Annotated in this window: 11 protein-coding genes; 9 read left to right on the top strand and 2 right to left on the bottom strand. The window is 62.1% G+C overall.

Going from position 1 to position 11,965, the window contains the following annotated elements:
* Window positions 1–27 precede the first annotated feature (27 nt).
* A complete protein-coding gene (locus tag NPS29_RS28175) occupies window positions 28–1,986 on the bottom strand; it encodes a sensor histidine kinase (protein ID WP_274136749.1) in 1,959 nt (652 codons plus the stop codon).
* A gap of 320 nt (window positions 1,987–2,306) precedes the next feature.
* On the opposite strand from NPS29_RS28175, the gene NPS29_RS28170 reads away from it, so the two are divergent.
* From NPS29_RS28170 to NPS29_RS28155, 4 genes are all read left to right on the top strand, one after another.
* A complete protein-coding gene (locus NPS29_RS28170; protein WP_274136748.1) occupies window positions 2,307–3,104 on the top strand; it encodes a hydroxymethylpyrimidine/phosphomethylpyrimidine kinase in 798 nt (265 codons plus the stop codon).
* Between the two features lie 27 nt (window positions 3,105–3,131).
* Entirely contained in the window at window positions 3,132–3,758 is a 627-nt protein-coding gene (thiE, locus tag NPS29_RS28165; RefSeq protein WP_274136747.1) for a thiamine phosphate synthase, read from the top strand.
* Between the two features lie 50 nt (window positions 3,759–3,808).
* Window positions 3,809–5,092, top strand: coding sequence for a glutamate-1-semialdehyde 2,1-aminomutase (gene hemL / locus NPS29_RS28160; RefSeq protein ID WP_274136746.1), 1,284 nt, complete (start codon window positions 3,809–3,811; stop codon window positions 5,090–5,092).
* Between the two features lie 377 nt (window positions 5,093–5,469).
* Window positions 5,470–6,033, top strand: a complete 564-nt coding sequence (locus NPS29_RS28155; RefSeq protein WP_274136745.1) for a tetratricopeptide repeat protein — start codon at window positions 5,470–5,472, stop codon at window positions 6,031–6,033.
* A gap of 5 nt (window positions 6,034–6,038) precedes the next feature.
* Here the strand turns inward: NPS29_RS28155 and NPS29_RS28150 are convergent, their stop codons facing one another.
* A complete protein-coding gene (locus tag NPS29_RS28150; protein ID WP_274136744.1) occupies window positions 6,039–6,365 on the bottom strand; it encodes a DUF1820 family protein in 327 nt (108 codons plus the stop codon).
* A gap of 128 nt (window positions 6,366–6,493) precedes the next feature.
* Here NPS29_RS28150 and miaB point away from each other — a divergent pair, with 128 nt between their 5' ends.
* From miaB to lnt, 5 genes are all read left to right on the top strand, one after another.
* Window positions 6,494–7,822 carry a tRNA (N6-isopentenyl adenosine(37)-C2)-methylthiotransferase MiaB gene (miaB, locus tag NPS29_RS28145; RefSeq protein ID WP_274136743.1) on the top strand — a complete coding sequence of 443 codons (1,329 nt, stop codon included), beginning with the start codon at window positions 6,494–6,496 and terminating at the stop codon, window positions 7,820–7,822.
* Between the two features lie 224 nt (window positions 7,823–8,046).
* The gene (locus NPS29_RS28140) at window positions 8,047–9,057 is read left to right on the top strand and encodes a PhoH family protein (RefSeq protein ID WP_274136742.1); all 1,011 of its coding nucleotides are present in this window, start codon (window positions 8,047–8,049) and stop codon (window positions 9,055–9,057) included.
* Window positions 9,050–9,550 carry an rRNA maturation RNase YbeY gene (gene ybeY / locus NPS29_RS28135; protein WP_274136741.1) on the top strand — a complete coding sequence of 167 codons (501 nt, stop codon included), beginning with the start codon at window positions 9,050–9,052 and terminating at the stop codon, window positions 9,548–9,550. The genes NPS29_RS28140 and ybeY overlap by 8 nt, the downstream gene beginning before the upstream one ends.
* A 5-nt stretch (window positions 9,551–9,555) precedes the next feature.
* A complete protein-coding gene (locus NPS29_RS28130; protein WP_274136740.1) occupies window positions 9,556–10,395 on the top strand; it encodes an HlyC/CorC family transporter in 840 nt (279 codons plus the stop codon).
* Window positions 10,396–10,404: 9 nt separating this feature from the next.
* Window positions 10,405–11,925: an apolipoprotein N-acyltransferase gene (gene lnt / locus NPS29_RS28125; RefSeq protein ID WP_274136739.1), complete on the top strand. Its 1,521-nt coding sequence runs from the start codon at window positions 10,405–10,407 to the stop codon at window positions 11,923–11,925.
* Window positions 11,926–11,965: the final 40 nt, after the last annotated feature.

Genomic DNA, 11,965 nt, shown 5'->3' with positions numbered 1-11,965 from the left:
GCCGTGCTGCTACGGGTTATCCTGCGATCAAACAACCGGTGTCTTTGCCTGCCGCACATCCAGGCTCAATCTGAACTGGCTGCCAGCGCCAGGCTCGGACTGGTGGCTCAGACGCCCGCCTTGCAGCTCGATAAGTTGCCGGCAGATCGCCAGGCCAATGCCCAGGCCGCCGTATTCGCGGGTCATCGAGCCATCGACCTGGTAGAAGTTGGCGTACAGCGTTTCCTCGTCCAGGCGGTTGAACCCGATGCCGGTGTCGATCACATCCACCAGCAGCCGCACATGCTGCGCGTCGGTGCACTGACCGTTGACGCGAATCCTGATCGAGCCCTGCTTGGTGAATTTGATCGCGTTGTCGATCAGGCAATCCAGACACTGGCGCAACTTCAGCGCGTCACCCTCCAGGCTGTCCGGCAGTTCGTCCGCCACATCCACGGTCAGGGTCAGGCCCTTGCACCGGGCCATTGGCTCGAAGGTGCTGCGGGCCTGGAACAGCAGGTTGCGCAGGCTGAACATCTCGGTCTGGTAGGTGATTCGTCCGGCCTGCAGCTCGGTCAGGGTGAGGATGCCGTTGACGATGCCCATCATGTTCTGCGCCGAATCGGCTGCGGTCTGGCGATACAGCGCGATCTCGTCTTCGCCGCCTTCCATCTGCATCAGCTCCAGCGAACCGATCACTCCATTCATCGGCGTGCGCAATTCGTGGGTCAGGGTCGCGAGGAACTCATCCTTCAACCTGTTACTGACCGCCAGTTGCTGGTTGAGCTTCTCCAGGTCCCGGGCCGAGTCTTCGGTGATCTGCGCCTGGCGATCGCGCATGGTGTTGATCCGGTCGGCCAGCGCCAGCGACAGCAGCGCGACCTCGACTACCGAGCCGATCTGGCTGGCGTACATGGTCCAGAAGGTGTTGGGCAGGTGCCCCAGCAACATGGTGGCATTGACGATCCCGCCGATCAGGAACGCTGACCAGCCGAAGATGAAATACCGTGCAACGCGCCGCCCCTTGAGCCAGGCGACGATGCCGATCAGCAAGATGACCGGCGTGAAAATCAATACCAGCCCCGTGACCAGACGCAACGCCACGCCGTAATCCATGGTCAGCGACAGGACCATGATGATCGCCGCACAGGCCATCATCACCAGCAGTGGCGCATCCAGCCAGCAGCCCAGGCGCGGGGTCTGCAGGAACTTGCGGGCGAACTGGCTGGCGAACAGGATCGCGGCGGCGATCAGGAAGGTCGTGGAGGTGTTGGCCCACCAGGGGTTGTCGGGCCACAGGTATTCGATCCCGGCACCGTTGACCGACACCTGGTACAGGCCGAAGCAGGTGATGTACAGGATGTAGTAGAGGTAGCTGGTGTCGCGCACGCTCAGGTAGATGAACAGGTTGTAGACCAGCATCACCGCCAGCACGCCGTAGATCATCCCCAGGATGTACAGGCGCGAGGGTTGCTCTTCTATATAGGCGTGGCTGGCCCAGAGGTTGAGCGGTGCCTGCACCGAGCCGTGACTGGCGACCCGCACATAGGCGGTCTTGGTTTCATGGGGTTGCAGGTTGAGGTCGAACAGGTAGTTGTTCTGCCGGATCTGCCGGCTGTGGAACGGCAGCATGTCGCCGGTCTGCCAGGTCAGGCTCGGTGCCGCAGACTCACTGGCCAGGTACAGGTCGACGTGGTCCATCGGCGGATAGGCCAGTTCCAGCAGCCAGTCCGAAGACGCCACGGGATTTTTCGGCCGGTAGGTCAGTTGCACCTTGAGCCAGAACGCCGAGCGCGAGTAGCCGGCATTCAGGGTCGCGGCGTCCAGCGCACGAAACTTCGCCGCGCCTTCTGCCGAAGCAACCTGTTCGATGGTGGCGTCACCGGTGGGGTCTTCGAACACCTGGGTCGCGCGGCCCAGTGCCAGCGTGCGGGTGTTCTCGTCGAATTCCACCGCGCTGGCCAGCATGGGCATCAGCAGCACGAGCAGGGTCAGTAAAATACGCATGCAACACCGCCCACATTGTTCTGGGCGGCGTGGTTGATCCCCCGGTCTACTGGAAACAGCATTTGAATCCGGGCCGAGCGCTCGGCCAACTGACTAAACGGGCAACGCACTTGCAATTACTCTTTTGGCGGGACAGACAAACAGGCTAGACAGCATAGCCACTGATAGCTAGATGACACCACCTTAATCGTCACACGCCAAGCTTTCTGTTGGCTTTCATGACGACTGGTGTTCGTACGGCCGCCACCGATAGCGGGGCCGTGAAAAATCTGCCGACGACCAGCGGCCCGGCAAAAACTTTAGTGGTAAGCTCGCGCACCATGAATATCTATAGCTCCCGCCCCGTTGTCCTCTGTCTCTCCGGCCACGACCCCAGTGGCGGCGCCGGCCTGCAGGCAGATATCGAAGCCCTGCTCGCCCAGGGCTGCCACGCCGCACCTGCGGTCACCGCCCTGACTGTGCAAGACACCGTGAACGTCACCGACTTCCGTGTGCTGGATCGCGAGTGGGTGCTGGCCCAGGCCAACGCCGTGCTCAACGACTCCACCGTTGCCGCCGTCAAGCTGGGCATGCTCGGCTCGCTGGAAATGGTCGATACCGTGGTCGAACTGCTCACCGCCCACCCGCATCTGCCGATGGTCTGCGACCCGGTGCTGCGTGCAGGTGGCGGCGGCAGGCTGGGCAAGGATGAAGTCGGCTATGCCATGCGCGAGCGTTTGCTGCCGCTGGCAACCATCGCCACACCGAACCTGCCCGAAGCGCGAATCCTGGCCGAGCTGCCGGAAGGCACCGCCGACGAGTGCGCCGAGAAACTCCTGCCGTACTGCGAGCACCTGCTGATCACCGGCGGCCATGGCGATGAGCAGGAAGTGCACAACCGCCTGTACATTCGCAACGGCGAGTCGCGCACCTTCACCTGCCAGCGCCTGCCGGGCAGCTATCACGGTTCGGGTTGCACCCTGGCCAGCGCACTGGCCGGTCGCCTGGCGCTGGGGCAGGACGTCATCAGCGCGGTACAAACCGCGCTGGACTACACTTGGCGCACGCTGCGCGATGCCGAACAGCTGGGCAAAGGCCAGTTCGTGCCTCGTCGCCTGCCGCTGGATTTCTGCTCCTAGCGTCACGAGATCAAGAGGCACCCCTGAATGAAATTGCGTGGCTTGTATGCCGTTACCGACAGCCAACTGTTGGCTGGCAAATTCCTGTCTTATGTCGAAGCGGCCCTGGATGGCGGCGTGACGTTGCTGCAGTACCGCGACAAGTCCGGTGATGAAACCCGCCGTCTGCGCGAGGCATCGGAACTGCTCAAGCTGTGCGAGCGCTATAAAACGCGACTCATCATCAACGATGACGCGGAAGTGGCGGCGCGCCTGGGCGTTGGCGTGCACCTGGGCCAGACCGACGGCTCGCTGCCCGACGCCCGCGCCCTGCTCGGCCACAAGGCTATCGTCGGCGCCACCTGTCACGCCGAACTTGCGCTGGCTGAAAAGGCCAAGGCCGACGGCGCGACCTATGTGGCCTTCGGACGTTTCTTCAATTCCAACACCAAGCCCGGCGCCCCTGCGTGCAGCCTGGAAATGCTGGCCGAAGCGCGAAAACGCATCTCGCTGCCAATTGCCGTCATCGGCGGGGTCACCCTGGAAAACGCAGCGCCCCTGGTGGCCCACGGCGCCGATCTGCTGGCCGTGGTGCATGGCCTGTTCGGTGCAGAAACCGCTCAGGAAGTCACCCGCCGCGCCCGCGCCTTCAACGACTTGTTCAAAACGGCCTGATCTCGTTTCAGGCCGTCACAACCCTATTCGATTCAAACAGAGACCTCATCATGTCCCGTTCTGAAACCCTGTTCGCCAACGCCCAGAAACACATCCCCGGCGGCGTCAACTCGCCGGTTCGCGCCTTCAAGAGCGTGGGCGGCACTCCGCTGTTCTTCAAGCACGCAGCCGGCGCCTATGTCACCGACGAAGACGACAAGCGCTATGTGGATTACGTCGGCTCCTGGGGCCCGATGATCCTGGGCCACAGCCATCCGGACGTCCTGGATGCCGTGCGCAAGCAACTGGAACACGGCCTGTCCTACGGCGCGCCGACCGCGATGGAAACCGAGATGGCGGACCTGGTCTGCTCGATCGTGCCGTCGATGGAAATGGTGCGCATGGTCAGCTCCGGCACCGAAGCGACCATGAGCGCGATCCGCCTGGCCCGTGGCTACACCGGCCGCGACAGCATCATCAAGTTCGAGGGCTGCTACCACGGTCACTCCGACAGCCTGCTGGTGAAGGCCGGTTCCGGCGCGCTGACCCTGGGCGTGCCAAGCTCGCCGGGCGTGCCTGCCGCGTTCGCCAAACACACCCTGACCCTGCCGTTCAACGACATCGAAGCGGTCAAGGCGATGCTTGCCGAAGTCGGCCAGGAAGTGGCGTGCATCATCGTCGAGCCGGTCGCGGGCAACATGAACTGCGTACCGCCTGCACCCGGCTACCTGCAAGGCCTGCGCGAAGAATGCGACAAGCACGGCGTGGTGCTGATTTTCGACGAAGTGATGACCGGTTTCCGCGTTGCTCTGGGCGGTGCCCAGGCCTATTACGGTGTCAAACCTGACCTGAGCACCTTCGGCAAGATCATCGGCGGCGGCATGCCGGTGGGCTGCTTCGGTGGCAAGCGCGAAATCATGTCGCACATCGCGCCACTGGGCCCGGTCTATCAGGCGGGCACGCTGTCGGGCAACCCGCTGGCGATGGCCGCTGGCCTGACCACCCTGCGCCTGATCAGCCGCCCGGGCTTCCACGACGAACTGAGCGCGTTCACCACGCGCCTGCTCGAAGGCCTGCAACAGCGCGCTGACGCTGCGGGCATCCCGTTCGTGACCACCCAGGCGGGCGGCATGTTCGGCCTGTATTTCACCAGCGCCAAGCAGATCGTCACCTTCGAAGACGTCATGAGCAGCGACGCAGAGCGCTTCAAGCGCTTCTTCCACCTGATGCTCGAAGGCGGCGTGTACCTGGCGCCGAGCGCGTTCGAAGCCGGCTTCACCTCCATCGCCCATGGCGAAGCGGAGTTGCAGCTGACCCTGGACGCGGCCGAGAAGGCGTTTGCCCAGCTCAAATAACACACGCCTTGCCGGCGGGGGTGTCTTCGAAATCGCTCCCGCGGGCAAGCCCGGCTGCTACGGGCAATTGGGTGCTCACGGGATTTGCGTCCGTCCCGGACCCGTAGCAGCACGGCTTGCCGGCGGGAGCTTTCTTGAATGCACCGACGCCATAAAGCCTGCTGCGACAGTTGATTTACGTGGTTGGCAGGTTATTTTTATTGGATGTTTAGTTCTGCACGCCGCTTTGCCCCCCCTGAATACAGGCAAATCAAGCCCGTGCAGCAGAAAAACTGCAAAGACTTTGTAAGGTTGGCCCTGCTTATTTCATAATGCGCAGCCAGCACGTTCAGCTGGACGGGCATACCCGCACCTTTTTCAGAGGTAAGTCGACTTCCATGAATCGCACCGGCCGCACCCTTGCATTGGGCTGCCTGTTGCTTCTTCATCCCCTGCTGGCGAATGCAGGTGGCAACTCGTTGTTAATCCCAGCGGTGGGTCGTTGCACCCTGAATACTCAGCCGGACAACTTGCCAGCAGCGCTGGCGGCCTGTCAGCAGGCGGCAAAGGGCGGGGATGCGCAAGCACAATACGAGTTGGGACAGTTCTATTACGACGGCAAGAATGCACCGCGTGATCTGACTCAGGCACTCAACTACTTCGAACAGGCCTCGTTGCAAGGCCATGCCCAGGCACAGTATCAACTGGGCCTGATGTTCTTCCGTGGCGAAGGCGTGCAAGCCAATAACATCCAGGCTTATATCGTGCTGAAGATGGCGGCGGTCAACGGTTCGGAAGATGCCCTGGACCAGGCAGACGAAGTTTCCGCACAGATGAAAAAGGAAGACCTGGAAGTCGCGACCCAAGTACTGGGGCAGATTTTCCGCAAATACCTGCTGGAACTGCAAACCGCCGAAGGGCGCACACCTTTCGCGCCCTTCCCCGACACCAGCAAGCCTTAACCGGGTTACTTGTCCTGCATCGGCATCGGGAACGGCATGACGTTTCCGGTCGGGCGCGCCTCGCTGATCTTCGCTGTCCCCATGCGCTCCACCTCGTCGATACGCACGATCGAATGCATCGGCACGAAGCTGCGCACCACGCCATCGAACTGCGCCTTGAGCTTCTCTTCGCTGGGGTCCACCACAACGGTCGTGCGCTCACCGAAGACGAATTCCTCCACTTCCAGGAAACCCCACAGATCGCTTTGGTAGATCTGTTTGGCGTACATCTCGAACACCTGTCCCTGGTTGAGAAAAATCACCTTGTAGATTGGAGCTTCGCGTTTGGTCATAACAGGCAGGTAATGATCGGTGTCTTGAAAGGGCGCGAACTATAGCATGCCGCTCGTGAGGCAATGCTAGGAACCCGGGGCCCGCAGCACTATAATGCGCGGTTCTTCGAATCACCTGATGAACCCGCATGGCCAAGAAGCTCTACATCGAAACCCACGGCTGCCAGATGAACGAGTACGACAGCTCGCGCATGGTGGACCTTTTGGGCGAACATCAGGCACTGGAAGTCACCGCACGCGCGGAAGACGCCGATGTCATCCTGCTCAACACCTGCTCGATCCGCGAGCGGGCGCAGGATCGCGTCTACTCCCAGCTTGGCCGCTGGCGTGAACTGAAGCTGGCGAACCCGCAGATGGTGATCGCGGTCGGCGGTTGCGTTGCCAGCCAGGAAGGTGCGGCGATTCGTGACCGTGCGCCCTACGTCGATGTGGTGTTCGGCCCGCAGACCCTGCACCGCCTGCCGGAAATGATCGACGCGGCGCGCACCACCCAGTTGCCGCAGGTGGACGTGTCGTTCCCCGAGATCGAGAAATTCGACCACCTGCCCGAGCCCCGCGTAGACGGCCCGAGCGCCTACGTGTCGGTCATGGAAGGCTGCAGCAAGTACTGCACCTTCTGCGTCGTGCCGTACACCCGTGGCGAAGAGGTCAGCCGGCCGTTCGACGACGTCATCACCGAGGTGTTCCACCTGGCCGAGAACGGCGTGCGCGAAGTGACGCTGCTGGGCCAGAACGTCAATGGTTATCGCGGCACCACCCATGACGGCCACGTGGCAGACCTCGCCGAGCTGATTCGCACAGTCGCGGCCATCGACGGCATCGACCGCATTCGCTACACCACCTCGCACCCGCTGGAATTCTCGGACAGCCTGATCCAGGCCCACGCCGAGGTGCCCGAGCTGGTCAAGCACCTGCACCTGCCGGTGCAATCGGGCTCGGACCGTATCCTGGCGGCGATGAAACGCAACCACACGGTGCTCGAATACAAATCGCGCCTGCGCAAGCTGCGCGCAGCGGTGCCGGACATCTGCATCAGTTCGGACTTCATCGTCGGCTTCCCCGGCGAAACCGAGAAAGACCACCTGAACACCATGAAGCTGGTCGAAGACGTGGGCATGGATTTCTCCTACTCCTTCGTCTACAGCTCGCGCCCGGGCACGCCGGCCGCAGACCTGGCCGACGACACCCCGGAAGAGGTCAAGAAGGAACGGCTCAAGCAACTGCAGGAGCTGATCAACCGTCAGGGCTTCGAAATCAGCCGCAAGATGGCCGGCACCGTGCAGCGCATCCTGGTGACCGACTACTCGAAAAAGGACCCCGGCGAGCTGCAGGGCCGCACCGAGAACAACCGCATCGTCAACTTCCGCTGCGACAACCCCAAGCTGATCGGCCAGTTCGTCGACGTGCACATCGACAGCGCGCAACCGCATTCGCTGCGTGGGTCGTTGCTTCAATAGGGTCCAAGATGCACGCGTAACCCTGTAGGAGTGAGCTTGCTCGCGATTGTTTTGTGTCAGACACATCTTCGAAGACTGAACGAACGCAATCGCGAGCAAGCTCACTCCTACAGGGGTTGTGGCGGCGGCTTACTCAACCATTAGTAAGCGGCCCCTTTCGAACACCGCCCGCAGGGTTTATCCTTCATCTCATCATTCATGCCGTCGGGCGGCTAAAAACCACTTTGAACGCACCTATCGAACCACATCGTTTCAGCCTCGAACCTATCGAGGCCCATCGCTTCGCCAATCTGTGCGGGCAATTCGACGAGCATTTGCGCCTGATCGAACAACGCCTGGACATCGAGATCCGCAATCGCGGAGGCCAGTTCGAGATGATCGGCGAGCGCAAACAGACCACCTCGGCCGAAAACCTGCTGCGTCGACTGTATCGGGAAACCAAGAGCACCGAGCTGTCACCGGACATGGTTCACCTGTTCCTGCAGGAATCGGGCGTCGAAGAGCTGGATAACCATCCTGCCGCCGAAGTCGGCGTTGCCCTGCGCACCAAGAAAGGCATGATTCGCCCACGGGGCCTGAATCAGCAGCGCTACGTGAAGGAAATCCTCGCCAACGACATCAACTTCGGCATCGGCCCGGCCGGTACCGGCAAGACCTACCTTGCCGTCGCCGCAGCCGTCGATGCGCTGGAGCGCGAAACCATTCGCCGCATCCTGCTGGTTCGTCCGGCGGTCGAAGCGGGCGAGAAGCTCGGTTTCCTGCCTGGCGACCTGGCGCAGAAGATCGACCCGTACCTGCGACCGCTCTACGACGCACTCTACGAGATGCTCGGCTTCGAATACGTGGCCAAGCTGATCGAGAAACAGGTGATCGAAGTTGCGCCGCTGGCCTACATGCGCGGCCGCACCCTTAATAACAGCTTCATCATTCTGGACGAGAGTCAGAACACCACCGTCGAGCAGATGAAGATGTTCCTGACCCGTATCGGCTTCGGCTCCACCGCCGTCATCACCGGTGACATCACCCAGATCGACCTGCCTCGCGGCACGAAATCCGGCCTGACCCACGTCATCGACGTGCTCAAGGATGTACCGGGCATCAGCTTCACGCACTTCGCACCCAAGGACGTCGTGCGTCACCCACTGGTGCAACGCATCGTCGAAGCCTACGAGCGCTTCGAGGCCAACGCCGCCCAGAACGGCCAGGCCAGCGGGGATAATCGCCGCGATGCTTGAACTGGACCTGCAAATTGCCAGTGAAGCCAGCGCCCCGAGCGAAGCCCAGTTTCGCCTCTGGTGCGAGATGGGCCTGCGCCAGCGCTCGGCTGACTCGGAAATGACCATCCGCTTGGTCGACGAAGCCGAAGGCCGCGAGCTGAACCACACCTGGCGTCACAAAGACTACGCCACCAACGTGCTGTCGTTCCCTGCCGACGTGCCCGACGATCTGCTGGACATCCCCCTGCTGGGCGATCTGGTGATCTGCGTGCCGGTCGTCGCCCGCGAGGCTGCCGAACAGGGCAAGGCGCTGGACGCGCACTGGGCGCACCTGGTGATACACGGCTGCCTGCACCTGTTGGGCTTCGATCACATCGAAGACGACGAAGCCGAAGAGATGGAAGCACTGGAACGGGAGTTGCTTGCAGAACTGGGCTACCCCGATCCCTACGCCGACGACGAACTCGTCGACACCCCACACACTGCAACACCCGGCAAGGACCACGAGTAAGGGCTATGAGCGAAGACCGATCGAGCAACGGGCAAAAGTCATGGTTGGGCAAACTGACCCAGGCATTTGCCCACGAGCCGAAAAACCGCCAGGAGCTGCTAGAGCTGCTGCGCGAAGCCCACCAGAACAAGCTGCTGGACAGCGAAGCGCTGGCCATCGTCGAAGGCGCGATTCAGGTCGCCGACCTGCAGGTTCGCGACATCATGGTGCCGCGTTCGCAGATGATCAGCATCAAGGCCAGCCATAGCCCTCGTGAATTCCTGCCTGCGGTGATCGACTCTGCGCACTCGCGCTACCCGGTCATCGGCGAAAGCCACGACGACGTGCTCGGCGTGCTGCTGGCCAAGGACCTGCTGCCACTGATCCTCAAGGACGACGGCGGCGCGGGCGATGTGAAGAACCTGCTGCGTCCGGCCACCTTCGTGCCCGAGTCCAAGCGCCTGAACGTGCTGCTGCGTGAATTCCGCGCCAACCACAACCACATGGCCATCGTCATTGACGAATATGGCGGCGTGGCCGGCCTTGTCACCATCGAGGACGTGCTGGAGCAGATCGTCGGCGACATCGAGGATGAACACGACGTCGAGGAAGACAGCTACATCAAGCCGTTGCCCAGCGGCGACTTCCTGATCAAGGCGCTGACGCCGATCGAGAGCTTCAACGAGTTCTTCGACAGCGAATTCTCCGACGACGAATTCGACACCGTCGGCGGCCTGGTGATGAATGCGTTCGGGCATTTGCCCAAGCGTAACGAAATCACCGAAATCGGTGCGTACCGTTTCCGCATTCTCAACGCCGATAGCCGTCGTATCCACCTGTTGCGCCTGAGCCCGATCTCACGCTAAGGAATGTAAATGCGCTGGATCACCCGCCCCGGCTGGCCCGGTAACCTGCTGGCCATGGTGGCTGGCGCATTGGTCACCCTGGCCCTGGCGCCATTCGATATCTGGCCGCTGGCGATAGTCGCGCTGGTGCTGTTCTACCTGGGTCTGCGCGACCTCAAGCCTCGTCAGGCACTGTGGCGTGGCTGGAGCTACGGCTTCGGCCTGTTCGGCGGCGGCACCAGCTGGATCTACGTCAGCATCCACACCTATGGCGAGGCGCCGGTGTGGCTGGCGGTGTTCCTGATGGTGCTGTTCTGCGCATCGGTGGCGTTCTTCTTTGCCCTGCCCGCCTGGCTCTGGGCGCGCTGGATTCGCCGCAACGAGGCGCCGCTGGCCGACGCACTGGCCTTCGCCGCCCTGTGGTTCGGCCAGGAAATGTTCCGTGGCTGGTTCCTCACTGGCTTCCCCTGGCTCTATTCCGGCTACAGCCAGCTCGACGGCCCACTCCAGGGCCTCGCGCCGCTGGGCGGAATGTGGCTGATCTCCTTTACCCTCGCGCTCACGGCGGCCTTGCTGTGCAACCTGCCTCGCCTGCGGGCACGCAAGAGCTTTCTGGTCACGGGCATCGTTCTGCTGCTGGCACCCTGGGTCGCGGGTATCGCCCTGAAGAATCACGCCTGGACCGAGCCTTCCGGCGCGCCATTGAAGGTCGCGGCCATGCAAGGCAACGTCGAGCAGAGCATGAAATGGGACCCGGCTGCGCTCAATGCGCAACTGGCGCTGTATCGGGACATGACGTTCACGGCGCAGAAAGCCGACCTGATCATCTGGCCGGAAACTGCCGTGCCGGTGCTCAAGGAGTCGGTGGAAGGTTATCTGTCGGTGATGGGCAAGTTCGCCGCCGAACGCAATTCGGCCCTGATTACCGGCGTGCCCCTGCGGCAGATGGGCGGTCACGGCGAATATCGTTACTACAACGGCATTACCGTGACCGGCGAAGGCGATGGCACCTATCTGAAACAGAAGCTGGTGCCGTTTGGCGAGTACGTGCCCCTGCAGGACGTGCTGCGCGGGCTGATCACCTTCTTCAACCTGCCGATGTCGGACTTCGCTCGCGGCCCTGCCGACCAGCCGCTGCTGCAGGCCAAGGGATACCAGATCGCGCCGTTCATCTGCTATGAAGTGGTGTATCCGGAATTCGCTGCCGGGCTGTCTGCCCAGAGTGACCTGTTGCTCACCGTGAGTAACGACACCTGGTTCGGCACCTCCATCGGCCCGCTGCAACACCTGCAAATGGCGCAGATGCGTGCGCTGGAAGCCGGCCGCTGGATGATCCGCGCCACCAACAACGGTGTCAGCGCGCTGATCGACCCGTTCGGCAAGATCACCACCACCGTGCCGCAGTTCGAGAAAGCGGTGATGTACGGCGAAGTCACCCCGATGCGCAACCTCACGCCCTATCTGCACTGGCGCTCGTGGCCGCTGATCGTGCTGTCGCTGCTGCTGATCGGCTGGGCACTGATAGCAAGCCGAATCGCCAAAACCGTTTGATCAACGACGCAGGCCCCGTAGCAGCACGGCTTGCCGGCGG

Source organism: Pseudomonas putida (assembly GCF_028682175.1).
Classification (GTDB): domain Bacteria; phylum Pseudomonadota; class Gammaproteobacteria; order Pseudomonadales; family Pseudomonadaceae; genus Aquipseudomonas; species Aquipseudomonas putida_AD.
The sequence above is the reverse complement of the archived record's forward strand: the minus strand, read 5'-3'. Positions and strand labels throughout refer to the sequence as shown.

Bases quoted from the DNA above. Each gene is read 5' to 3' on its own strand.
- hemL (WP_274136746.1), top strand. From the start codon at position 3,809: ATGTCCCGTTCTGAAACCCTGTTCGCCAACGCCCAGAAACACATCCCC.
- NPS29_RS28150 (WP_274136744.1), bottom strand. From the start codon at position 6,365: ATGACCAAACGCGAAGCTCCAATCTACAAGGTGATTTTTCTCAACCAG.
- NPS29_RS28130 (WP_274136740.1), top strand. From the start codon at position 9,556: ATGAGCGAAGACCGATCGAGCAACGGGCAAAAGTCATGGTTGGGCAAA.
- ybeY (WP_274136741.1), top strand. From the start codon at position 9,050: ATGCTTGAACTGGACCTGCAAATTGCCAGTGAAGCCAGCGCCCCGAGC.
- NPS29_RS28175 (WP_274136749.1), bottom strand. From the start codon at position 1,986: ATGCGTATTTTACTGACCCTGCTCGTGCTGCTGATGCCCATGCTGGCC.
- miaB (WP_274136743.1), top strand. From the start codon at position 6,494: ATGGCCAAGAAGCTCTACATCGAAACCCACGGCTGCCAGATGAACGAG.
- lnt (WP_274136739.1), top strand. From the start codon at position 10,405: ATGCGCTGGATCACCCGCCCCGGCTGGCCCGGTAACCTGCTGGCCATG.
- NPS29_RS28155 (WP_274136745.1), top strand. From the start codon at position 5,470: ATGAATCGCACCGGCCGCACCCTTGCATTGGGCTGCCTGTTGCTTCTT.
- NPS29_RS28170 (WP_274136748.1), top strand. From the start codon at position 2,307: ATGAATATCTATAGCTCCCGCCCCGTTGTCCTCTGTCTCTCCGGCCAC.
- thiE (WP_274136747.1), top strand. From the start codon at position 3,132: ATGAAATTGCGTGGCTTGTATGCCGTTACCGACAGCCAACTGTTGGCT.